This is a genomic window from Lutispora saccharofermentans (assembly GCF_024363565.1).
GTDB classification, from domain to species: domain Bacteria; phylum Bacillota; class Clostridia; order Lutisporales; family Lutisporaceae; genus Lutispora; species Lutispora saccharofermentans.
Genome location: NZ_JAJEKE010000028.1, coordinates 15,342 through 39,252, shown reverse-complemented (window position 1 = coordinate 39,252; position 23,911 = coordinate 15,342). Strand labels below are relative to the sequence as shown.

Sequence of the window (23,911 nt, the reverse complement as noted above, 5' to 3'; positions counted from 1 at the left end):
ATAGATTTAACAAGGGGGAAAAGTATTATGTCGAAAATAATGACAGTGCTGGAAAAGTTTCGAGTAGTGGAAAAAACGGATAATGAGAAGACAGAAACTGTTAAAAGCAAAGAAAACAAGATGACGGAGCAGGTCAAGACTCAAAAAAATGACAATAAATATCAGAACTCGGAAAACAATACTAAAAGCACAAAACCGCCTGTGAGAGAGGAGAATAAGCCGGTAGTGGAAAAGGCTGCATTTGAGAAAAATAAAACCATAGAAGAGATCTATTCTTCTTATGAGCTGGGCAACGGCAATGTTAATACAATATTCATGCTGGGCAACTTCATAAATGCTTTACCGGAGAATCTGCCCTATGCAGTACGAAAGGCATCGGTTATGAATATTGTCAACGCATCGAATACAAATATTAATGTGCTCATGTCCGACGGAGAAAAAAGATTGAAGGTCCTCAATCAATTTGCCAGTGATTACAGCAATTCGGTTACAAACGTGATTTTAAAGCATAAGGAAGAAATAAAAAAATTAAAGCAGATGATAGATTATTATGAAGATGAAATTGCAGCCAAGCAAACCATGCTGGAGGAGCAGAATAATATCATTAAATATGAAACACAAAGGATCAATAACATCATCGGATTTTTTAAGAAGGAAGAATAATTATACTATCTATATAAATTTTGCCTAAAGATTTGAGGGATTCTATGGCGAGTAGACGATATCAACTTACCAGGGCTGCAAAAATCACTATTATGCAATTATTTATATGCTTTGTTGGTCTGATTTTTGGCTTTATGTGGGAGATATACGATCAGAATGAGAAATGGGACAAGCTCATTTATCCAGGGATCAAAGTAGCCGGTATTGATTTGAGCGGCAAGACCAAAGAAGAAGGAATAAATTTAATTAAATCCGGCTACATAGATGCTTTGATTCAAAATGGAGCCAATGTGATTATCAATGGCAGGACCTATATTATGGATTGTTCAAGACTTATTTCGGGTTATGATGTTGATGGCGCCGTTGATAATGCGATTGCAGCAGGTAAAAGCTTGAGCTTTTTAAATAAATATCAGCTTATAAAACAGGGGATGGCAAAGGAATATGATATCTCCTTTAAATATAATGACCGCTATCTCGAAGAATTTGTCGGCCTAATAGAGAGCGACATCAACACCGAGCCTGCAAATGCCGGTATAGCCATAACTTATGAAGGAAATATCGAGATTATAGAAGACGTCAAGGGACATAAGCTTCAAGCTGGAAGGCTCGGGGAGCATATAAAAGAGAATGTTGAATCCGGAGCTATCGGCCATATTGCGATAGAAGCCCCTGTGGAGGAGGTGGAAGCTTCCGTAACTGCAGGTCAGCTGCATGTTATAGATACAAAGCTGTCGTCATTCAGCACCAGCCTTGCTTCATCCTCAGCTTCCAGGACACATAATATAGAGCTGGCGGCACAAGCCATCAACGGAAGTATTCTTATGCCGGGCCAAACATTCAGCTTTAATGATCATGTGGGAGAAAGAACAAAGAAACGGGGTTATGTGGCAGCCCCTGTACTGGAGGACGGCAATTACAAGCCCGGAATCGGCGGGGGGATCTGCCAGGTATCAACTACGCTGTATAGGGCGGCTCTGGACAGCGGTGTTAAAATCATTGAGAGAAGAAATCACGGCTTGCCTTCGTCATATATAGGCCTGGGTCTTGATGCAACGGTTTCCTGGGGCAATATAGATCTTAAATTTCAGAACACTTTAGACTATCCCATATTTATTGAGGCATATGCTAAAGAGAAAAATTTAAATATCAATATGTACTCGAATTCTAATCTCAGCAATAGGACCTATATCATCAGAAATAAGGTATATGCAAAGATTCCGGCAGAGATTAAAATATTTGAGGATCCTGATTTGCCAAAGGGCAGAACTGTAGTAGCCAAAAAGGGCTCTGATGGCTATAAGGTTAAGGTTACAAGACAAACCTATGAAAAAGGTATATTAGTAAATTCGGAAACCATATCAAATGACTATTATAGACCAATAAACGGAATAATTAAAAAAGGTATTAGAGATGAGATATAAGGGGATGATAAGGATTATTTATCATCCTTTTCTATTTATATATAACGCATTAAATATTCTATATAGCTGTTATGCTGACTGATAACATTATTGCTGTAAAATCTTTTTCACGTTATATTTAGCTTGATGCAATTGGGCCAATAAATATGGTATAAATAAGATAAATTAATCTGTTGTGCCGATTACACTGGACTCGACTAACATTCAGCGAGGGTTGAATCCCCCCTCTGAATGAAGTCTCGCTCAAGGTGATGCTGCATAAAGCAGGAGGTAAAATTATGTCCCATCTAGTAGCCAAATCAGCATATAAAAGTCTGGAGGAGAGGATAAACCGTTTCCCTCAGGGGGCTCCGCCTTCGGAAACATTATATAAAATACTGAGCTTGTTATTTGATGAAAAGGAAGCCGCCCTTGTTGCTCAATTGCCAATAAAGCCTTTCACGGTAAAAATGGCAGCACGGATATGGAAGACAGACGAAGTATCGGCTCAGAAAACTCTGGATGCGTTGGCGGCGAGGGCTCTGCTGTTAGATTCAGAGGATAATGGAGTGCGCAAATACGTTCTTCCTCCGCCAATGGCAGGGTTTTTTGAGTTTTCTCTGATGCGGACAAGGCACGATATCGATCAGAAGCTTTTAAGCGAGCTTTATCATCAATATATGAACGTGGAAGAGGATTTTATAAAGAATTTGTTTTTCGGTACCGAGACAAGAATGGGAAGGGTGTTTGTACAGGAAAAAGTTTTGTCCAGGGAGAATGAGATGCATATACTGGATTTTGAAAGAGCTAGTCATATAATAGAGAATGCTTCCCATATAGGCATCAGCACCTGTTACTGCAGGCATAAAATGCACCATATAGGGAAAGCCTGCAATGCCTCAATGGATATATGCATGACTTTCAATAATACGGCAGCCTCCTTGATAAAGCATGAATATGCCAGAAGAGTAGAAGCCTCTGAGTGCTTGGGGCTGCTGCATCAGGCCTATGAAAGCAATTTGGTCCAATGCGGAGAGAACGTAAGAAAGGATGTAAGCTTCATATGCAATTGCTGCGGTTGCTGCTGCGAGGGCCTGACAGCGGCGAGGAAGTTTGGATCGCTTCACCCTATAGAAACTACTGCCTTTATACCTAAGCTAAGTGAGGATGACTGTACTAAATGCGGCCGATGCATAAAGGCTTGCCCGATAGGTGCCATTGATATGGTATGTATAGATGAGGTGTCCGCCACCGGAGTAAAAAGGGTAAGAATAAATGAGGAAGTATGCCTGGGATGCGGCGTATGTGTAAGGTCTTGTCACAGCAAAAGCTTACATCTTCACCGGCGGAAGGAGACAATAATAACTCCTGTAAACTCAGTGCACAGGATTGTCATGATGGCAATAGAAAAGGGTACACTGCAAAATCTGATCTTCGATAACCAAGCCTTCGGAAACCATAGAGCTATGGCTGCAGTTCTATCTGCAATATTGAGGCTGCCTCCCATAAAGCAGGCCCTAGCCAGCGAACAGATGAAATCAATTTATCTGGAGAAATTGATAGGAAGGATGATGTACAAATCTTGAAAATAGAAATTTATCACTGAACTAACCCGCTCTAAGACCCCCGCCTCTATAGGCGGCGGGTGCCAAGAGCGGCTAAGTCCAGTATGGACTCGACTAACATTCAGTGGGGGTTGAATCCCCCTCTGAATGAAGTCTCGTTCAACTGTTAAAATGAAGGGGCATCAATTATGTGCTGTATTATCCTTTTTGGCCGCAGTGCTCAGCATATATTATTTCAAAGTGAAGAAAGCATGGGATTAGGACGCTTAAGGACGCTTTAGAAAGCGTCCTTAATCCTTGATGAACATTACCGACGAAGCCTTGATCAAAGCGGTTATTTCGTCACCCACATTGATATTCATGTCATCTACGGAGCTTTTAGTAATTACGCCTACAATCCTGATGCCGTTTCCCGCATCGATTTCCACTTCTGAGGTTACTATCCCGTTTATTACATTTACAACTTTTCCTTTTATTTTATTTCTGCCGCTTATCTTCATAATGAAAATCTCCTGTGCTATGACATCTTATACCAGCCTTTGGACTGCATTTCGCTGAACAATGTTTCGGCATGATCCTGCTCTTCTTTTTGTATGTGCTGGAGCTGCTTCCTTATATTTGTGTCTGCCGATTCCAGCACTGCATTGTTGTAAGAGCTGGAAACATGTTTTTCTGTAGATAAAGCATCATTTAGAAGCTGAGCGTCAGTGAAGCCAAGGTTTTGGCTCACATTTGAGAAATCTCCCTGAGGGCTGTTATAAGTTCCGAATATGTTTTGATCATTTATGTTGCTTCCCGCTAACATGCCCTTGAGGGTGTCGGCGTGCTTTTGCTCTTTAGCGGCAAGATCCGTAAACACCTGTTTTAGTTTTTGATCCTGAGCCATAGCAGCATATTGCTGATATTTTCTTATGCATAAGTATTCGGCGTTAAGATTGTCTTCTATCAAAAGTCTTTCTTTGTTGCTTAGAGCCATATATATAAACTCCCTTCAAAATATATTGTATTATTTAGTATGGCTCTTTTGCAGATTTATATTTATATAAAAGCGGAGCTATGATATAAAAATATATCATTATGCTATAAAAATTAAGTTATTTCTGTATAACTTAATGCTGCTTTTATTTGTTTGGGTTCCTTATGGGGTGTTGATGCCATTACCTGTATTATATTCTCCGGCTAAGCGCAGCTTGACATTGACGAATTCCTCTAAAGCCAGCTTATCTTCCATAGAAAGCTGCTTGAATTTAATGATGGAGTTGTATTCGTAATGTGTAAGCACTAATACACGCGAGTTTCCCGGATTATGCTTCAAATAAGCCTCCAAAAGATTTACTATCTCATTCACCATATCAAATTTCTTCTCATTGGATATGGGGTTGTTTTTACCCCAGGGTTCAAGATGTGCATATCTCTTGATTATTTCTTCAGCCGTGCCCCGCAAATAGGCTTTGAAGCTTTCTGAGCTTTCATCAAAAGCCAGGTTCTTGCCGGTCAATATCCACTCCATGGATGTTCTGAAGAGTTTAGCCAATTTATACAGCATAAGCGATTCGGGAATTCTGTTTCCATTGACATAATTACTCATGGCGTTCTTTGATATTCCTGTTAATTCACAAGCTTCTTTTTGCGTTATTTTATTTAGCTTAAGCATCAGACTTAGCCTTTCTCCAATACCTTCAAACCTATCAAGCATATCTTACACCTCCAAAATGTTCTCAATAATAGTAATACGCGACAACAAAGATGGGAAAACGACAAGCATTAATTGACATATTTCTCATAAGTGGTAAAATTGTAAATGTACACGCATTTTTAGTAACATTTTCATGATAACATATTGGCAATGTTAAACAAGCGACCTCAAGCATATCTTTCACCTAATATATGACTATCTTGCAGCATCATTGCTGTTATATAATGATATCTTTTTGACAAATGTTCATAGTATCAAGGAGGGATAAACTGTGAGGAAAAGGAAGCTCTCAAGCCTTGGACTTATCATCAAGCACAGACTTTCAGAGCTGAATATGACTCAAAGGGAGCTTGCCCGGCTTGTCGGAAGCAGTGAAGCATATATATATCTGATAACTACGGGAGACAGGTCAGGCAATAAGTATTTGGACTCTATAGGGGAAGTGCTTAACATAGATTTGAAAAAAAAGCACATATGAAGTTGAGCTGGTCCAAAGCCATCAAGCCAATACTTGGAATTATGCAAATATAATTATAGTTGGGAGTGTGTTTTTTGTGTCTAGTAAAAAGCTCTCAGAAGGGAAGGCCATTTTAAATAATGTTAAGATATCTGCTTTAATATTATTGCTGGCCGTTGTTTCCATAGCTTCTATCGGAGGTATGTCCATACTGGGAATAAAAAATATGAATTCTTTGGATAAGGAAGTAAATAAGCTGATGGAAGACTACGAAAAAACCAACCTGTCTGATGAAGAAAAAGCAGGCCTTGAAGAATTCAAAAAGAGCTATCAGGATTATTTATCCCATTGGTACAGCATAAAGGACAGCGTGGCATCAGGGGCTATGATTTCAAATGAAGATAAGGATATTTTCGTAAAGTATTCTGAGGATGCTCAAAGCCATGTAGAGTCGCTGGTCGAGTACAATTTATCCAGCGCAGAAGAAATGGCTTCTTCTTCTCAGAAAGTCGCATCTACTGCACAAACGCTGAACGGTATGGCTGCAAAGCTGATGGGAATTGTTGAATTGTTTAAAATATAGAGGTCATAAGCCGGCCTGGAGGGGGGACAGCTATGAAGTACCTGCTGGAGGATTTGATAGAAGCTGGTGAATTTGACGATATATTTGATGATTTTTTCATCAGCACCGGTTTACCATTGGGGTTGATAGATAATAAAGGCGATATGCTAATCCAATCAGGGATGATAAAGGGTGATAGTCATACCTATGCAGAATGGCTGAAAGATATCACCGTAAATATAAATGAAGGATACAGGTTATACGGCTGCAGCGATGGGTCAAGCTATGCTGTATTTCCCATAAACATGGAGAGCAAATCTGCAGGATACCTTATCTCAGGGCCTTTGAACCTCACAAATTGCCGGATTTCAGAGTCCTCCAATTTATTATTAACCTTAAAAATTCTATGCCATTTAATATATGAAAAGATCAAAAGCAAGAAGGCCAGGGTTGCCCAGGAGGCTGCTGAAAAGCAGCTTGAAATATGCACCCTCCTTGATCCTGTAACTTATCTTCCCAACAGGATGCAATTTTTTCAAAGACTTGATATTGAGGTCGGATGCTGTAAAGCCGGAGACGCCAAGCTAGCCTTATTTTCACTTGACCTAGATAATTTTAAAGATATAAATGACGCCTTCGGTTATGAGTACGGTGATATAGTACTGAGGAAATCGGCAGAACAGCTAAGAAAAATAATAGGAAGCAGAGGGCTGGTATGCCGATTCGGAGGAGATCAGTTTGCGGCTTTTATATCAGATGTAAAGGATGAAGAGGAGGCACTGCATATCGGTGAATCGATTGCAGACCTGTTTAAGAGCATCATAAGGGTGGATGATTACGAGATGCTGTGCTGCGCCAGTGTAGGCATAGCGTTGTACCCTGATCACGGAAGAGAATATAAAGCTTTGATAAAGAATGCCGATGCTGCCATGCACGATGCTAAAAGCAGCGGTAAAAGCCAATGCAAGCTCTATGAAAGCACAATGGCAATTGAGGTCAAGAGCAGAACATTGCTTGAAGTTGAACTGAAAAAGGCTGTTGATGAAGAGCAATTCTTGCTGTATTACCAGCCTTTATTAGATTATAAAAGCGGCAGAATTACTAAGGCTGAAGCCCTTATCCGATGGGATCATCCCCAATACGGCTTGATCCCTCCATCAGAATTTATCAATATTGCCGAGGAAGACGGCTTGATCATTTCTATGGGAGAATGGGTGCTCAGGACCGCTTGCGAGCAGTGCAAGACATGGCATGATAATGGGTGTCCTTTATCTGTATCGGTAAATATATCTGCGATCCAGCTTCAAAATGATTTTTTTGCGGAAAGCGTAAGAAACATTTTGAATACGACGGGGCTGGACCCCAAATACCTGGAGCTGGAAGTCACCGAAAGCGAGCTCATCAAAAGAATAGATGAGAACATAGATAAGCTCAAGGAGCTGAGGGACATGGGAGTAAGGATTGCATTAGATGATTTTGGCACGGGTTATTCATCTCTGAGCTATCTTTATATGCTTCCCATAAGCGATTTAAAAATCGATAAATCATTTATCGACGAAGTATGCAGTGATAGAAGGATAGAAGCGATCATTGACGGCATAATCCTCCTGAGCAAGGGATTGGATCTGGATGTCACGGCAGAAGGGGTTGAAAAAGAAGAGCAATTCAAGCTTTTAGCAGATAAAGGCTGTGACCGTATACAAGGCTATTATATCAGCAGGCCGCTGGAAGCGAGCAGGCTTGAGGAATTCTACACGAGCGGCGGAGCGGTGAATGACTTCTCAATGGTTTTGTAGATTACAAAAAATATTAATATTTTCCGATATTTACAAATAACAGTTGCATATTGTAAATATTGATGTTATACTTAGTTAGAAGTGCAGCATGGTTTGCATTTTAAAGATTAAAACGATTAACGACATTTCTCTTTTGGGGCGTTGAGTCGATCAGTTTTAACTTTTAAAAATGAAAAAGGAGGAATGTTGAAATGGAAGATAAGAATTTAACTTGCAAAGACTGCGGAAAAGAGTTTGTATTCACAGAGGGCGAGCAAGCTTTCTACAAGGAAAAGGGTTTTGAAAATGAACCTCAAAGATGTCCTGATTGCAGAAGAGCAAAAAAGCAGCAGAACAATAACAGAGGATTTAGAAGATAATTCTATATTAGCAGCCAAACCCTATAAGAATTAATTCTTATAGGGTTTTTGTGTTGTAATTAATATAATTTACAATGCAAATAATAGAAATGGCAGGGAAATGGGACACACCGCTGCTTTGCCGGTATTCCCTGCCGCAAAATGTACCAAATAAAACGAGAAAGAAGGAATTTAATGAAAAATGTGAAGTTTGGAGACCTGGGATTAAGTGAGAAGATACTTAGGGCAATAGACGATATGGGCTTTGAAGAGCCCTCAAAGATACAGGAAGAAGTAATACCCATAGTTTTGGAAGGCTTTGATGTGATAGGTCAGGCTCAAACGGGAACAGGCAAAACCTTAGCCTTTGGAGCTCCTATTTTGAGCAAGCTGGACAGGTCGGAAGGAAGAATAAATACTATTATTCTCACTCCTACGAGAGAGCTTGCTATACAGGTAAATGATGAGCTGAACCGCATAGCCAAATTTACCAAGGTAAAGCTGCTGCCGGTATACGGAGGACAGCCCATAGATCGGCAGATAAATGCCCTCAGGAGGGGCATAGATATAGTGGTAGGAACTCCGGGAAGAGTTCTTGACCTTATCGGCAGAAATGTGATCGATCTAAGCCGCATAAAGTTTTTGGTTCTTGATGAAGCTGATGAAATGTTGGATATGGGATTTATAGACGATATTGAAGAAATTGTAAAAAATTGCAGCAAGGATAGGCAGACCATGCTCTTTTCTGCCACTATGCCGGATGAAATAAGACAGCTTTCAAGAAAATATATGTCTGACGAGACGAAGCATGTCTCCATAGTTAAGAACACTATGACAGTGGCAACAGTAGCACAGTTCTATTACGAAGTAAAGCAAAAAGACAGGTTTGAGTCCCTGTGCAGGATATTGGATGTCGATGAACCCTCAAGCGCTATTATATTCTGCAAAACCAAAAAAGGTGTGGATGAGCTGGTGGAAGCATTGGACGTAAGGGGTTATAATGCTGAGGGAATGCATGGAGATATGAGCCAGAGCCAAAGAATGAGCACTTTGAGAAAGTTCAAGGAAGGAAATTTGGATTTTTTGGTGGCAACGGATGTAGCAGCAAGAGGGATTGATGTAGAGAATGTATCTCATGTAATAAATTATGATCTGCCTCAGGATACGGAATCCTATGTCCACAGGATAGGCAGGACCGGCAGGGCCAATAGGGAAGGAACCGCATACACTCTGGTGACTTCCAGGGAATATTATATATTGAAGCAGATAGAGAAGGCAACGAGAAGCAAGATCAGGAGAAAAGAAGTCCCCTCCATCGATGAAATATTCCTCACAAAGTATAAGAGTGCCGTAGCAAGAGTGAAGGAAGTCATAGAAAAGGAAGAACACAAGAGATTTGTGTCTTTGGCAACAGAATTGGATGAGGAATACAATCTTGTCGATGTGGCGGCGGCCTTGATAAGCATGGTGCTTGAAAAAGAACTGGGCTCAAATTACGCAGAAAACTCTATAGGCTCTTCAAGCAGCTATGTAAGACTGTTCTTGAGCATAGGCAGGATGGATAAAATAAATCCCAAAGCTTTGCTCCAGTTCTTCAGCGACCAGGCTGACACAGACAAGGAAGACATCGGGGATATAGACATCATGGAGAAATTTACCTTTGTCAATGCTACTGAGGAAGCTGCAAAGGCCATAATCAAGCATTGCTCAGGCAAGAGGCTGATGAGCAGAAGGGTAAATATCGAAATATCCAGACCGAGATAGAAGCAGTATGGCCAATATTACAGACTGCGCCTAGTGCGACGTCCGTGTCGCACTTACGCATTCTCTATTTTAGACTCCGCAAGGAAGATCATTCGGCCCCTGCTAACTCACTCAGCAGGTTTTTGAAAATCTGCTTAACAGGCAGTATTTCCTTAATTTTATATACAAGCTCTCCGGCAAACATCAGGGCTTCCTCAGGGTTGCCTCTGTCGCAGGCGTTGAGGAGAGCTTTCATTATGCAAAAATTATGGTTGCAGCGTTTAAGGCATGCAAAACACTCATGGGTGCCTTTTGATGCTCCGCTTTCAATCCGCTTATAAAACCCGTTTCTTATGCATTGGCCGGGCAAACCTACAGGGCTGCTTATGTGGACCACATCCTCCTTGTTTGCCCTGACATACATATCCTTCATTTCCTTCGAAGCAGCGGATTCCTCGCTGGCGGCAAAACGGGTCCCCATTTGGACTCCGCTGGCCCCAAGCTTTATTGCACCGGCAATATCTTTTCCGTCGATTATACCTCCCGCGGCTATCACAGGGATTTTTACCTCTTTGCAAACTTCCCGGAGTATCTCTTTCATCGGCCTGTCCGTGCCCAGATGTCCGCCTGCTTCCTTGCCTTCGACAACTACCGCAGCGGCTCCAAGCTTTTCTGCCATTGAGGCCAGCTTTGCAGAGGAAACGATTGGGATTATGGGAGTATCATACTCCTTGCCCCAGGAAAACATATCCCTGGAAAAGCCTGCTCCCGATATGAAAAGATCAATGCCTTCCTTCATAGCAGTCCTTACCAGGTCTGCGAACTCTCTCACTGCGAACAGCACATTGACGCCTATTACTCCATTTGTCATTTTTCTCGCCATGCGTATTTCATTTATGAGCTCATCCATGCTCATGCCCGTGCCTGCTATGATGCCTATACCACCTTCATTTGCCACTGCTGCTGCAAGGCGGGCTGTAGATATTCTTACGGCCATTCCGCCCTGGATTATAGGAACGGACACGGTAATATTGCCTATCTTTAACTCCCTTAAAATCATCTGATTTTCTCCTATTCTTAGCACCTGGTGCTATATGCTCATACTATTATATCATGATAAACAAAAGGCAACAATTGATTTTTTCAGGCTGAGTGAAAATTAATGTGTTATTTGGTTGGATGTGCTTTTTGTTTATGGTTGGAGACATGTTCAATAAGAGAGATTATAATATTGACATAAGCAAAAGGAAAAGGGGGAGAATTGTAATTGCTTAAATTTTTGCTTCAAGGGTTTATGCTGGGCATTGCTTATGTGGCGCCTATAGGAATGCAGAATCTTTATGTGATAAATACCGCCATTGGCAAAAGCAGATTTAGAGCATACCAGGTAGCCTTTATCACAGCTTTTTTCGACATTTCTTTGGCCTTAGCCTGCTTCTTCGGAATGGGAGCCCTGATGGAAAGGTCTGAACTGCTGAAGGCGATTATACTGTGCATCGGTTCCGTGGCGGTAATATATATAGGAATACAGCTCGTTCGCAGCAAACCATCTGCAAGCAGTGAAGTAGATGTGGACAAATCACTGCCCCAGGTCATTATATCCTGCTTTATGGTGACTTGGGTAAATCCTCAAGCTCTGATAGACGGTTCTCTGCTTTTAGGTGGGTTTAGGGCATCCTTGCCTCCAGAAGCTGTAGGGTTTTTTATATTCGGAGTTTGCTTGGCTTCTTTTTCATGGTTTACAGGATTGACTACAGTTGTATCGGTTTTCAAAAATAGCTTTAATAACAAGATCATAAGGGGGATAAACCTGATATGCGGCACCATAATAGTATATTATGGTACAAAGCTGGGCTATAACTTTATTCAAATAGTAAAACCGTAATAGTTGTTACGGTTTTTATTTTTCCAATTGTTTATAATAAAACCATAAAATATTGAGGAGGAATTAAAAATGACTAATAAAACCTTTCAATTGGAGACATTGACATGCCCGAGCTGCGCATCAAAAATAGAAGCGGTGGTAAAAAGGATAAAAGGCATAAATGAGGTTGAGGTACTCTTTTCTTCCAGCAAGGTTAAGGTATCCTTCGATGAAGGAGCAGCAAACGAAGGCGAAATAAAAAAGACAATAGAAGCCCTGGGCTTTGATGTCTTAGGCGTGAAATAAAGGTGCTCCTGCAATGATTAAGATAAGCAGGGGGCAGAGGGTATTGATTTCAGGGCTTCTGATCTTATTATCCTTTGCTCTCAGATACCTTATTTCTGATCCTGTTTGGAAAGATGCTTTGATGATCATGGCTGCCTTGATTGCAGGATATCCTATAGCCCTGAATGCCTTCAGAGCCATCAGATTCAAAATAGTAGGCATTGATGCCCTGGTGACCCTTGCAGTTGCCGGAGCGCTCATAATAGGCGAATATTGGGAAGCTGCGGCAGTCACCTTTCTGTTCATGTTCGGAGCATACCTGGAAGGCAAGACCTTGGAAAAGACCAGATCTGCTATAAAAGCGCTGCTGGACCTGGCGCCTAATACAGCTAAAGTCATAAGAGAAGGGACAGAAATAGAAATACCCGCCGAGGAAGTGATAAAGGGCGAAATAGTGATAATAAGGCCGGGAGAAAAAATACCTGTAGACGGCACAGTGGTGGAAGGAAGCTCCTATGTGAATCAGGCAGCCATAACAGGAGAATCTATCCCCGTGAGCAGAGGCGAGGATGAAACGGTTTTCTCCGGGACAGTCATAGAGTCCGGATATATAAAGGTGAGAGCGGACAGAGTGGGAGAGGATACCACCTTTTCAAGGATACTTCAGATGGTGGAGGAAGCTCAGGATAAAAAGGCAAAGACTCAAAAATTTCTTGAGGTTTTTTCCAAATACTATACTCCCGGCATTATAGTCTTGGCAGTGTTGGTATTTATGATAACAAGAGATATAGAGCTGGCTCTCACGCTGCTGGTGATAGCTTGTCCCGGGGCTCTGGTGATATCCACACCCGTATCTATCGTAGCGGGCATAGGCAATGGAGCAAAGCACGGCGTACTGATGAAGGGCGGAGAGATCATCGAGAAGCTTGGAACTGTGAAGGTATTGGCCTTCGACAAAACAGGGACCTTGACCATCGGCAAGCCGAAGGTCACAAAAATAAAGGCCTTTGAGTGGGAAGAAGAGGAACTCTTGAGGGTGACCGCCATTGCAGAAGGATATTCGGAGCATCCCCTGGCAAAGGCCGTGCTGGAAGAGGCAAGCAAGAGATTTAACGATGATCTTTCTGCTCCCGGGGATTTGGAGATAATAGCCGGTCACGGCCTTAAAGCGAAGATAGAAGGAAGAACAATTTTGGTGGGAAACCGGAAGCTGATGGAAGAAAACGATATAGATATTCCAGATGAGATTGAAGACTATATAAGAGGAGAAGAAGCCTTGGGGCAGACTGCAGTCATAACAGCAGATCGGGACAAGATACTGGGTGTGATATCTATAGCTGATGACATCAGAGAGGGAGCCGACAGGCTGATCAAAAAGCTTAAGGATAAGGGGATCAAGAGGATAGTAATGCTTACGGGAGATAATAAGAGAGCTGCGTCAGCCATAGCAAAGAAGCTGAATCTGGATGATTATTATGCAGAATTGCTGCCGGAGGGCAAGGTTCAAATGCTGAAAAAGCTTCAAGAGGAGTATGGAATCACAGCCATGGTTGGAGACGGTGTTAATGACGCGCCGGCATTAGCCTCGGCAGATCTGGGGATCGCCATGGGCGGAGCAGGCTCTGACGTGGCTATGGAGGCTGCAGACGTGGTGCTCATGTCGGCTGAGCTGAAGAAGCTTTCTTATGCTATAGGCTTGAGCAGGGCCACCGTCATCAATATGAAGCAGAATATTTATTTTGCCATAGCAGTGGTCATAACGCTGATCGCAGGAGTTTTGCTGAAGCTGGTATTTTTATCCTCGGGCATGCTGATACACGAGATATCCGTATTGCTGGTCATAATAAATGCCATAAGGCTTCTGGGATACGGCAAAGAAGAACTGGGCAAACTATAGAGCAGTCTTGCATGACAAGGGCTCTTTTTTTGCACGATAGATGATCGCGCTAAGAATACTGTTAACACTGAATGAGTCCAGCTCAATATCCAAAAAGTAGAAGGAAAATCCATTTCTATGTAGAAATATGTATTTGGATCATAATCATTGAGGAGGTATTCATAGTGAGCAAGCTGAACCTTAAAGAAATGGGCTTTGCAACAAAAGCCATACATGGAGGCCATGCAGACAATGCAGCAGGAGCATTAGCTACACCAATCTATCAATCCTCAACCTTTGCATTTGATACGGCAGAACAGGGAGGGAGAAGGTTTGCCCTGGAAGAGGGCGGGTATATATATACCAGACTGGGCAACCCAAACAACACTGAATTGGAAGAAAAGATAGCTCTTTTGGAGGGCGCGGAAGCGGCCATGTCAATGTCTTCGGGCATGGGAGCCATAACTTCAGCTCTTTGGACCGCGCTAAAGGCCGGAGATCATATAGTTGCGGCGGAGACACTATATGGCTGCACCTTTGCATATTTGAACCATGGCATAAGCCGCTATGGTGTGGAAGTAACCTTTGTAAACACCAATGATCCGGAAAATGTCCGGGAAGCCATGAAACCCAATACTAAAGCTGTTTATCTGGAATCACCTGCAAACCCGACTATGGATATCGCCGACATTGAAGCTATAAGTAAAATAGCGCATGAAACCGAAGGATGCCTGGTATTCGTAGACAATACCTATTGTACCCCATACATTCAAAAGCCCCTTGCGCTTGGCGCGGATGTAGTGCTGCATTCAGCTACAAAATATCTGAACGGGCATGGGGATGTTATAGCTGGAGCAGTGGCCGGCAAGAAGGAATTTATAGATCAGGTAAGGCTCTTCGGAGTGAAGGATATGACCGGCTCTGTTTTAGGGCCCTTTGAAGCATACCTGATATGCCGCGGTATTAAAACCCTGGAGATCAGGATGGAGAGACATTGTGAAAATGCGATGAAGGTAGCTGAGTTCTTGGAGCAGCATCCGGCGGTTGATAAGATATACTATCCGGGACTCAAGAGCTTTCCTCAATATGAGCTGGCGAAAAAGCAGATGAGGCTGCCGGGAGCCATGATAGCCTTTGAGATAAAGGGCGGAGTGGAAGAAGGCAAGAAGCTGATGAACAATGTGAGGCTGTGTACTCTGGCAGTGAGCCTGGGTGACGCGGAGACATTGATCCAGCATCCCGCTTCAATGACCCATTCGCCTTATTCACCGGAAGAAAGAGCAGCTAGCGGCATAAGCGACGGGCTTGTAAGGCTATCGGTGGGGCTGGAAAATCCGGAGGACATCATAGCTGATCTGAAGGCTGTTCTGGATACCATATAAGGCGCATAGTATCTATATTACGCAACAGTAGGGAACGAAAACCAGGTCAAGCCACTGAAACAGCACAAAAATCACTGAAGAGTTGATGATAGTTATTATTGTCCGCAACTAAAAACGCGTATGCTGTCATTCTGAGTGAAGCGAAGAATCTTATCCAGATGCTTCGCTTCACTTTGTTTGGCTCAGAATAACAGATACAAAGCATTAAGAAATCAAAATGCTAAATAAAAAATCATGACCTGTTTTTTCGTGAGAAATTCCGTGTCTTTCAGCGGTTCCCGTCTCCTCCTATGCCGCATTCCCTCGTTATACTTCTGCTATCCAGCCTTCCGGAGCCGTAATATCTCCCACCTGTATTCCGCAGAGGGTTTCATAGAGCTTCCTGGTAACAGGGCCTACCTCTGTCTCGCTGTAGAATACATGAAGCTTGTCCTTATATTTTATGCCGCCTATGGGAGTTATCACGGCTGCTGTACCGCAGGCTCCCGCTTCAGCAAATTCATCAAGCGCATCAATGAATACATCTCTTTCCTCAACTTCCATGCCGAGATAATCTTTGGCTACCTGCATCAACGAATATTTAGTGATGCTTGGGAGAATTGACGGAGATTTTGGTGTTACAAACTTATTATCTTTAGTAATGCCAAAAAAGTTTGCAGCTCCTACTTCTTCAACCTTTTTATGGGTTGCAGGGTCGAGATAAATGCAATCTGCAAAGCCTCCTTTTACAGCCGCTTCATGGGGCATAAGGCTTCCTGCATAGTTTCCTCCGACCTTTGCAGCGCCTGTACCATAGGGGGCTGCCCTGTCATAATCGGAAACCGAGAAGTTTACAGGCTTCATTCCGCCTTTAAAATATGGTCCTACAGGAGAGCAAAATACTGAAAAAATAAACTCAGGTGCGGGTCTGACTCCCAGGTTGTCACCAACGCCGATCAAAAAAGGGCGCAGGTATAGAGTCGCACCGCTGCCATAAGGGGGAACGTAAGCTTCGTTAGCCTTTACTACCTGCTTGCAGGCGTCAACAAATCTTTCAATGGGAAATTCAGGCATCATGATTCTTCTGCAGCTATCCTGCATTCTGGCCGCATTCCTGTCAGGCCTGAAGAGATGGACTTTTCCATCCTTTGTCCTATATGCCTTAAGGCCTTCAAAGCATTGTTGACCGTAATGAAGAGCTGTGGAAGCTTCGCTTATATGAAGCCTGTTGTCTTGTGTCAATGTCCCTTCGTCCCATTTGCCGTCCTTCCAATAGGATATATAGCGATAGTCTGTTTTTATATAGCTGAAACCGAGCTTGCTCCATTCGATGTCGACGATCTTTTCCATTGATCATACTCCTTCCATGACTTATTAATAGTATTATACCTTATTATATCGGATAAAGGAATTTGCAAAAAGCTCATTAGATATAGCTGGAAAATTCTCGGATAATCAGTGTATAATGGAATTAAGATTTTACCGCAATAACCTGTTGTCCTAACTGATAAAAGAGTGCATCGTGAAGGGACTTAGAGTTTGTTAGCGAAGTATAGGAAAAGTTGCGTCAACTGTTTGAGCCAAAGCGAGTTTTGACGCAACCCTATGCAAGCTTACAAAGTCTTAGTCCCGGAGCTCTCGCAATCGTTATCAGTTAGCACAACGGATATTTGCAAGCTGATAAAAATGAGTTATTGTAGAGGAATCAATCAACAATGCAAGGCAGGTGATCTTATGGAAGATTTCAAATTGGGCAGGCTATATCAGCAATCTATGGAAAGGGATACGAAAAAAGCACATGGCAAATACTATACCCCCGATTATATAATCGACTTTATGCTTGAGAAGACCTTAGACTGTGCTGACCTGGTTGAAAAGCCTTTTATTAAAATCCTGGACCCTGCCTGCGGCTGCGGATTTTTCCTGCTGAAGACCTATGACTTGCTGAAGGCAAAGTTCAGGGCAGTCCTTCCCCAATTGCGGGAGAAATATGAAACTGAGAAATATGAAATAAATAAGGAAGGCACAACCTACGCTGTTGACGGCTGCAGCTACTGGCAGGAAGAGAATCTGCATTATCATATTCTGAAGCATTGCTTATATGGTGCAGATATTGACAAGGAAGCCCTCTGGCTTTGCTCAGCAAGCCTGATGGCCAAGGACAGAAAAAAATACTTTGGAGAAATGAATATAATATACTGCGACAGCCTCTTCCGATGGGAGCAGTATTATGATAAAGAACAGCTAAGCCGTGAGCTTCAAGAGTATAAGCTGGTATATAGCGTCCATAATCTAAGGGATGATAAGGCAGAGTATTTAGAAAGGGAAAAGACAGAAGAAATACTTAGGAATAATAGATTCTGGTCGAATAAATATGATTATATAATCGGCAATCCTCCATATGTGGGGCATAAGGAACTGGCCATGGACTATAAAAGATGGCTGCTGGATGAATATAAAGAGGTTTTCCGGGACAAATCCGATATTTCCTACTGTTTTTACCAGAGGGCCTTAGAGGCTGCGGATGATAAATGCATAATTGCCTTTATTTCCTCCAGATATTTTATGGAAAGCCCCACCGGCAGGAATCTGAGAGCTTACCTGCAAAAAAACAGCAGGATAATACAAATAGTAGACTTTTATGGAGAAAAGATATTTCAGGGAATCGGTGTAGCAACCGCCATATTTTTTCTTGCCAATGAAAGTGGTGGGGATAACGAGACAGAGATATGGAAGTATGACGGAGGCAGAATAGAAAGCATAGACTCCGGGGATTTTGAGAAATTTGCCGTGGATCAGGATAAGCTCCTGGAGGACAGATGGATTTTGATTCCGGATGATAAAAGAGATATCCTGAGAAGGATCGAAAATCGCTGCAGGACACGCCTTGGGGATATAGCAGAAAGCTTCCAGGGAATAATAACAGGATGCGACAAGGCCTTCATAGTGGATGAGTATATGGTAAAGGCTTTATCCATAGAAGAAGAGCTTTTGAGGCCCTGGATAAAAAACAGCCATGTTAGAAGATACAGGATCAAAGATAGCAATTTAAAGCTTATATACTCGGATTGGATAGACGAGCCCCTTAAATACCCAAACAGCATAATGCATATAGAAAAATACAGAGCACGCCTGGAGAATAGAAGAGAATGTAGAAAAGGCTTCAGGCAATGGCATCAGCTTCAATGGGGCAGGAATCCGGAGCTTTTTACCAAGGATAAAATAGTTTACCCTTTTAAGAGCGGCAGCAACAGATTTGCATTGGACAGAACCGGCTGCTTCTGCAGTGCCGATGTCTACTCTTTTGTTTTAAAGGATGGAGCAGAGAACTATACTCTTCCTTTCCTGCTTGGAATCTTGAATTCCAGGCTTTATGAATTTTATTTCAAGCTTTTTGCTAAAAAGATGGGCAGCGGCATGTACGACTATTATCCCAACACGGTGATGGAGCTCAAGATACCTGATTATGAAGACTGTAAGGATATAGAGCCTTTGAGCGGAGAGCTTCTGGAACTGCATCAAAATGGTGCATCTAAGGAGAGAATAAAGACTTTGGAAGAGGAGATAGACGGTATGCTGTCGGCTTACTTTGGAATAGGATCAAACTTCTAAAACGCATGGATAGGAGCATTTTATATATGAAAAGGAGGAATAGTATGGTAAGTCTTTATGAAGCCATGTTTCACAGAAAGTCAATACGCAGGTATGATATGAACCCGCTGAAGGAGGAAATATTGGAAGGGATAAAGCAGTACGTAAAAAATGTAGAATCTCTTATTGAAGGAATAAAAGTGGAATTTACATACCTATCCAGCGGCGAGGTAAAAAATATTCTGCCTGTCAGGGCACCCCATTACCTCTGCATCTATTCGGAAAAAGCTGATAATTACCTGATGAACGCAGGCTTCATGCTGCAGCAGGTCGATCTTTATCTTTCTTCAAGAGATATAGGAAGCTGCTGGCTGGGTATGGCAAGGCCGGAGAAAGGTGTGCCCCAGGAGATGAACGGCATGAGCTTCGTTATTATGCTGGCTTTTGGAAATAGCGCTGAGCCTGTACATAGAATGGACGCATCGGAATTCAAGAGAAGAGGCTTAAGCGAAATCTCAGCCGCAAAGCATGCGGATGATATACTAAAGGCAGTTCGTATTGCGCCCTCTGCAAGCAACAGCCAGCCCTGGTTTTTTACAGGAGACGCCGAAAAGCTCAATATATATAGAGCAAGGCTAGGTATGATTAAAGCCGCCCTATATGATAATATGAATCAAATAGACATAGGAATCGCTATATGCCACCTTTTCATAGCTGCAAGAGCTCTGGGCAAAGAGATGGAGCTCATGTCTGATGAAAAAGGCGAAGCAATGGCGCCCAAGGGATATCAATATATGATAAGCGTTGCTGCAATGCCTTCAGATGCCAATGCAAGATAGAAAGAAGTAAAATAAAAATTTATTGATGGGAGCTCCATTTTAAGTAATAAAATATGGGGAGACCCAGCAGGGTTATACCTATTCCTATCATGGAATTCAAAGTCGCGCTTGCTATGGTGCTGTATATGATATAAATACCGCCCAATATTCCTATTATTGGAGTCAGCGGATAAAGAGGAACCTTATAGGGCCTTTTATCGGCAGGCACTCTTTTTCTCAGTATAAATATACCAAAGACGCCCATAACAAAGAATATCCATAAAACAAATACCAGCAGATCGGTCAGGGTATTAAAGGTCCCTGTAAAAATATAAGCAGCGGCTATTATGCATTCCAGTATAAGGGCATTGGCAGGAGTGCCGAAGCGCTTGTGTATCTTTCCCAAGAATTCAGAGCCGGGAAGCTGTTTCCGTTCTCCCATGGCAAGGGGGACGCGGGCGCCTGTCATGAGATAGCCATTCATGGCGCCGAATACGGATATAATTATCCCTGCCGTTATAAATGAGGCTCCGCCATTGCCAAAAAGTGCAACTGCTATATCTGAGGCAGGCCTTGGTGATGCGACTATCTGTTCTATAGGCATCACATTGAGCATGGTCATATTCATCAAGGCATACACAAATATTACGGAGGTCACTCCTATAATTATTGCTTTAGGCATTTCCTTCGCAGGATTCTTTAATTCACCTGCCATATTCGTAACCCCTATCCAGCCGTCATAAGCCCATAAAGTGCCTAAGATTGCAGCTCCAAAGCCTGCTCCTTCGGCAATGACGGTGGTCGAACGGAAGTCATGGCTTTGACCCCATATTAACCCGAATGCGATTATGGATACGATGGGGATCAGCTTGCCGATGGTTGATATGACTTGAATCACCCCTCCATATTTAGTGGCGATGATATTCATAACTATTACGAATATCAATACAGCCACTGCCAGCAGTTTTTGCTGAAGGCCATCCATCGGAATAAAGAAGGTGGCGTAAGTGGAAAAGGCTATGGCTAAAGCTGCACCGGATGCAGGGTAAGATATTACCGTTTGAACCCAACCCAGAAGAAACCCCCAAGTCTCCCCGTATAATTCTTCAAGGTATACATAGAGACCCCCTGTTTTTGGGATTGCCGATGCTATCTCCCCCACAGTGAGGGCTGAGGCTAAGGTTATGATGCCTCCGGCTATCCAGGCCAGCACGCCTGCCATGGGAGAACCTGCATTACTGAAAACAATGCCGGGCTTTAAAAAGATTCCTGAACCGATGATCATTCCGATTACTATGGAAATGGCTTCGATGAAGGTCACAGATTTTTTAAGTGATTTCTCCAAAATTTCACATCTCCTATACATGAAAATATTTATTTAAGACTCAGCTATGTTAAAATATTAACATAGCTTTTATTATGGTTTATAATATTTCAATCATTAAAATGCCTCGATAGAAGTATGCTTATTCATCAAGACCTTGCAGTATATCTGCACAAGCTTTGATAATAGTATGGAGCAAAAAACGCAAAACTAACCTGATATAAAAATAAAGGATAAAAAGCAGGAAGCCTGATAGTAAGGCATATAACGTAAAGCAAATGCGGTGCTTGGCGATTATTGCAAATAAATAAGTCCTCTGGTAGCATATAAATAACAGACGATTAAAGCTTTGCTGATAGGAAGATCAGAAAGGCTATATGATGTCCCGTGACGTAATAAAAATTGGGGGTGATATGTTTTATGCTAAAGAATCTAAAGGTAGAGGTAGATAGGACCAAGCTGAAATGGGTTGGCTTGGTGCCCATAGGCATTATATTGGTTATAATGCTGTTCAGCTGTTTTTATACTGTGGATCAGACCGAATATGCGGTTTTGATCACGCTGGGCAAGCCAAATCCGGCAATCCTTGAACCGGGCTTGAAGTTTAAGCTGCCTTTTGTGCAATCGGTTAAAAAGATTTCAAGAGAAACATTTTCATTGACATTCGGCTACAGCGAGACCACACCTGAGATATCCAAAAGGCGCAGCAATATAGCAGAGCCGGATGATGTAACGGTTTATATGAACGAGGCCAAAATGATCACAGGGGATGAAAATATTATTTTGGTTGATTTTGAGGTCCAATGGCGTGTGACAGATCCCATCAAATTCTTCTACAATAACGAGGACCCGGTCCTTACCCTCCGCAATGTCGTATCTGCGGCATTAAGAGGAGTGATAGGAAGCGCAAAGGTTGATGAAGCCTTGACCGACGGCAGGGCACAAATAATGAACGATGTGCGTTCTTTATTGACGCGCCTGGTGGACAGCTATGATATAGGCATCGGAATTGTCAATGTCAATTTGCAGGACGTGGATTTGCCTACAGAGCAGGTGAGCGCAGCATTCAAGAAGGTCACATCGGCCAGGGAAGATAAAATTACTAAGGTGAATGAAGCCACCAGGTATAAAAATGAAAGGGTAAACTCAGCTCAAGGTCAAAAAGAAGCATTGATAAGCAATGCAGAGAGAGCTAAAACAGAAAGGATAGAAAAGGCCAAGGGAGATGTGGCAACATTTAACGCTATTTATTCCGAATATATTAAAAACAAGGAAGTAACGAAGCAGCGCCTTGTAATAGAAACATTGAACAAGATTTTGCCTAAGGCCAAAATATATATCATGGATGAGGGCTCCGGTACTGTAAAATACCTGCCCATAGATGTTATAAAGGATACCAAGGGAGGTGCTGAACAATGATCAAATTAAAAGGCAGCAAAATGGCGATACCTGTTATTTTGGTTTTGGTGATCCTTTTTACGGCTCTTACCAGCCTATATATAACTATACCCAGTGAATATGCAGTTGTCAGGCAGTTTGGTAAAATTGTCAGCGTGATCGATGATCCGGGTTTAAATGTGAAGCTGCCCTTTGTTCAATCGATTTCACGGCTTCCAAAATGCACATTATTATATGATGTGCCGCCTACGGAAATAAATACATTGGACAAAAAGCGCATAATGGTGGATTATTATGCGATCTGGAATATCACAGATCCGCAGAGAATGATCGAGACCCTGCGCACTCAATTAGCTGCCGAAAGCCGCCTGGGAGATATAATATATTCAAATATCCGTACGGAATTGGGAAAACTGAATTTTGACCAGATAGTGAATTTGGAAAACAGCTCCCGCGATGATTTTGATGTGGTAGTTAAAAATAAGGTAAATGATATTTTAAAGCAAAACGGCAACGGAATCAATTTGGTCGACATCAAGATGAAAAGGGCGGATCTGCCTTCCACTAACGAGCAGTCCGTATATACGAGAATGATATCTGAGAGGGAGAGCAAGGCTCAAGAATATTTATCCCAGGGCGATGCCGAAGCGATAAAGATAAAAGCCGAAACGGACAGGGAAGTAGGCGAAATGCTGGCAAGGGCAGATCGTGAAGCAAAGGAAATTATTGCTGAGGGTGAAAAGGAGGCTGCCCGCATATATAATGAAGCCTATGGAAAAGATCCAGCTTTCTTTGAGCTTTATTTAACTTTGGATTCATATGCAACGACCTTAAACGGGGAGCCGGTTATAATAATCCCGTCCAAATCTCCATATGCCAAATATATAATAGGATATTGATATTGATTTTGCTGCAATAAACCTAATTTAATTCTGCTCCAGGGCATCTTCTCTTGTTCCTGCGGAGCAATTCACCTTAGTTGTCCTAACTGATAAAAGAGTGCATCGTGAAGGGACTTAGAGTTTATTAGCGAAGCATAGGAAAAGTTGCGTCAACTGTTTGAGCCGAAGCGAGTTTTGACGCAACCCTATGCAAGCTTACAAAGTCTTAGTCTCGGAGCTCTGTAATCGTTATCAGTTAGCACAACAGAAGCGCTAAAATGAGTTATTGC

Annotated in this window: 22 protein-coding genes; 16 read left to right on the top strand and 6 right to left on the bottom strand. The window is 42.3% G+C overall.

Annotated elements, in window-relative coordinates:
* Positions 1-27: 27 nt before the first annotated feature.
* The 3 genes from LJD61_RS19660 (at position 28) to LJD61_RS19650 (ending at position 3,652) form a co-directional block, all read left to right on the top strand.
* A complete protein-coding gene (locus LJD61_RS19660) occupies positions 28-663 on the top strand; it encodes a hypothetical protein (RefSeq protein WP_255229298.1) in 636 nt (211 codons plus the stop codon).
* A gap of 44 nt (positions 664-707) precedes the next feature.
* Positions 708-2,087, top strand: coding sequence for a VanW family protein (locus LJD61_RS19655; RefSeq protein ID WP_255229297.1), 1,380 nt, complete (start codon positions 708-710; stop codon positions 2,085-2,087).
* A 278-nt stretch (positions 2,088-2,365) separates the two neighbouring features.
* Entirely contained in the window at positions 2,366-3,652 is a 1,287-nt protein-coding gene (locus LJD61_RS19650; RefSeq protein ID WP_255229296.1) for a 4Fe-4S dicluster domain-containing protein, read from the top strand.
* A 269-nt stretch (positions 3,653-3,921) separates the two neighbouring features.
* Here the strand turns inward: LJD61_RS19650 and LJD61_RS19645 are convergent, their stop codons facing one another.
* The 3 genes from LJD61_RS19645 to LJD61_RS19635 form a co-directional block, all read right to left on the bottom strand.
* Positions 3,922-4,131, bottom strand: coding sequence for a TOBE domain-containing protein (locus LJD61_RS19645; protein WP_255229295.1), 210 nt, complete (start codon positions 4,129-4,131; stop codon positions 3,922-3,924).
* Between the two features lie 17 nt (positions 4,132-4,148).
* The gene (locus LJD61_RS19640; RefSeq protein WP_255229294.1) at positions 4,149-4,607 is read right to left on the bottom strand and encodes a spore coat protein; all 459 of its coding nucleotides are present in this window, start codon (positions 4,605-4,607) and stop codon (positions 4,149-4,151) included.
* A gap of 162 nt (positions 4,608-4,769) precedes the next feature.
* Entirely contained in the window at positions 4,770-5,327 is a 558-nt protein-coding gene (locus tag LJD61_RS19635) for a helix-turn-helix domain-containing protein (protein WP_255229293.1), read from the bottom strand.
* A 271-nt stretch (positions 5,328-5,598) separates the two neighbouring features.
* Here LJD61_RS19635 and LJD61_RS19630 point away from each other — a divergent pair, with 271 nt between their 5' ends.
* The 5 genes from LJD61_RS19630 (at position 5,599) to LJD61_RS19610 (ending at position 10,244) form a co-directional block, all read left to right on the top strand.
* A complete protein-coding gene (locus LJD61_RS19630) occupies positions 5,599-5,805 on the top strand; it encodes a helix-turn-helix domain-containing protein (protein WP_255229292.1) in 207 nt (68 codons plus the stop codon).
* Between the two features lie 76 nt (positions 5,806-5,881).
* A complete protein-coding gene (locus tag LJD61_RS19625) occupies positions 5,882-6,367 on the top strand; it encodes an MCP four helix bundle domain-containing protein (RefSeq protein WP_255229291.1) in 486 nt (161 codons plus the stop codon).
* Positions 6,368-6,399: 32 nt separating this feature from the next.
* A complete protein-coding gene (locus LJD61_RS19620) occupies positions 6,400-8,142 on the top strand; it encodes a putative bifunctional diguanylate cyclase/phosphodiesterase (RefSeq protein ID WP_255229290.1) in 1,743 nt (580 codons plus the stop codon).
* A gap of 191 nt (positions 8,143-8,333) precedes the next feature.
* The gene (locus LJD61_RS19615; RefSeq protein ID WP_255229289.1) at positions 8,334-8,501 is read left to right on the top strand and encodes a zinc-ribbon domain-containing protein; all 168 of its coding nucleotides are present in this window, start codon (positions 8,334-8,336) and stop codon (positions 8,499-8,501) included.
* 174 nt (positions 8,502-8,675) lie between these two features.
* Positions 8,676-10,244, top strand: coding sequence for a DEAD/DEAH box helicase (locus LJD61_RS19610; RefSeq protein WP_255229288.1), 1,569 nt, complete (start codon positions 8,676-8,678; stop codon positions 10,242-10,244).
* 88 nt (positions 10,245-10,332) lie between these two features.
* Here the strand turns inward: LJD61_RS19610 and LJD61_RS19605 are convergent, their stop codons facing one another.
* Positions 10,333-11,283 (bottom strand): NAD(P)H-dependent flavin oxidoreductase, encoded by a 951-nt coding sequence (locus tag LJD61_RS19605; RefSeq protein ID WP_255229287.1) that lies wholly within the window; start codon positions 11,281-11,283, stop codon positions 10,333-10,335.
* Between the two features lie 207 nt (positions 11,284-11,490).
* On the opposite strand from LJD61_RS19605, the gene LJD61_RS19600 reads away from it, so the two are divergent.
* From LJD61_RS19600 to megL, 4 genes are all read left to right on the top strand, one after another.
* Positions 11,491-12,108, top strand: coding sequence for a LysE/ArgO family amino acid transporter (locus LJD61_RS19600; RefSeq protein WP_255229286.1), 618 nt, complete (start codon positions 11,491-11,493; stop codon positions 12,106-12,108).
* 69 nt (positions 12,109-12,177) lie between these two features.
* Entirely contained in the window at positions 12,178-12,393 is a 216-nt protein-coding gene (locus tag LJD61_RS19595) for a heavy-metal-associated domain-containing protein (RefSeq protein WP_255229285.1), read from the top strand.
* Between the two features lie 13 nt (positions 12,394-12,406).
* On the top strand, positions 12,407-14,269 hold the full coding sequence (locus tag LJD61_RS19590) for a heavy metal translocating P-type ATPase (protein WP_255229284.1): 1,863 nt from the start codon (positions 12,407-12,409) through the stop codon (positions 14,267-14,269).
* A gap of 188 nt (positions 14,270-14,457) precedes the next feature.
* Positions 14,458-15,630, top strand: coding sequence for a methionine gamma-lyase (megL, locus tag LJD61_RS19585; protein WP_255229301.1), 1,173 nt, complete (start codon positions 14,458-14,460; stop codon positions 15,628-15,630).
* Between the two features lie 306 nt (positions 15,631-15,936).
* Here megL and LJD61_RS19580 read toward each other — a convergent pair whose 3' ends face one another.
* On the bottom strand, positions 15,937-16,959 hold the full coding sequence (locus tag LJD61_RS19580; protein ID WP_255229283.1) for a branched-chain amino acid aminotransferase: 1,023 nt from the start codon (positions 16,957-16,959) through the stop codon (positions 15,937-15,939).
* 384 nt (positions 16,960-17,343) lie between these two features.
* Between LJD61_RS19580 and LJD61_RS19575 the strand changes: the two genes are divergently transcribed.
* Entirely contained in the window at positions 17,344-19,221 is a 1,878-nt protein-coding gene (locus LJD61_RS19575) for an Eco57I restriction-modification methylase domain-containing protein (RefSeq protein ID WP_255229282.1), read from the top strand.
* Between the two features lie 44 nt (positions 19,222-19,265).
* Positions 19,266-20,039: a nitroreductase family protein gene (locus LJD61_RS19570; protein ID WP_255229281.1), complete on the top strand. Its 774-nt coding sequence runs from the start codon at positions 19,266-19,268 to the stop codon at positions 20,037-20,039.
* Positions 20,040-20,058: 19 nt separating this feature from the next.
* On the opposite strand, the gene LJD61_RS19565 is transcribed toward LJD61_RS19570, so the two are convergent.
* Positions 20,059-21,384: an APC family permease gene (locus LJD61_RS19565; protein WP_255229280.1), complete on the bottom strand. Its 1,326-nt coding sequence runs from the start codon at positions 21,382-21,384 to the stop codon at positions 20,059-20,061.
* A gap of 378 nt (positions 21,385-21,762) precedes the next feature.
* Here LJD61_RS19565 and hflK point away from each other — a divergent pair, with 378 nt between their 5' ends.
* Together hflK and hflC are read left to right on the top strand one after the other, a co-directional pair.
* Positions 21,763-22,761: an FtsH protease activity modulator HflK gene (gene hflK, locus LJD61_RS19560; RefSeq protein WP_255229279.1), complete on the top strand. Its 999-nt coding sequence runs from the start codon at positions 21,763-21,765 to the stop codon at positions 22,759-22,761.
* Positions 22,758-23,639, top strand: coding sequence for a protease modulator HflC (gene hflC, locus LJD61_RS19555; protein ID WP_255229278.1), 882 nt, complete (start codon positions 22,758-22,760; stop codon positions 23,637-23,639). Before hflK ends, hflC begins: the two co-directional genes overlap by 4 nt.
* Positions 23,640-23,911: the final 272 nt, after the last annotated feature.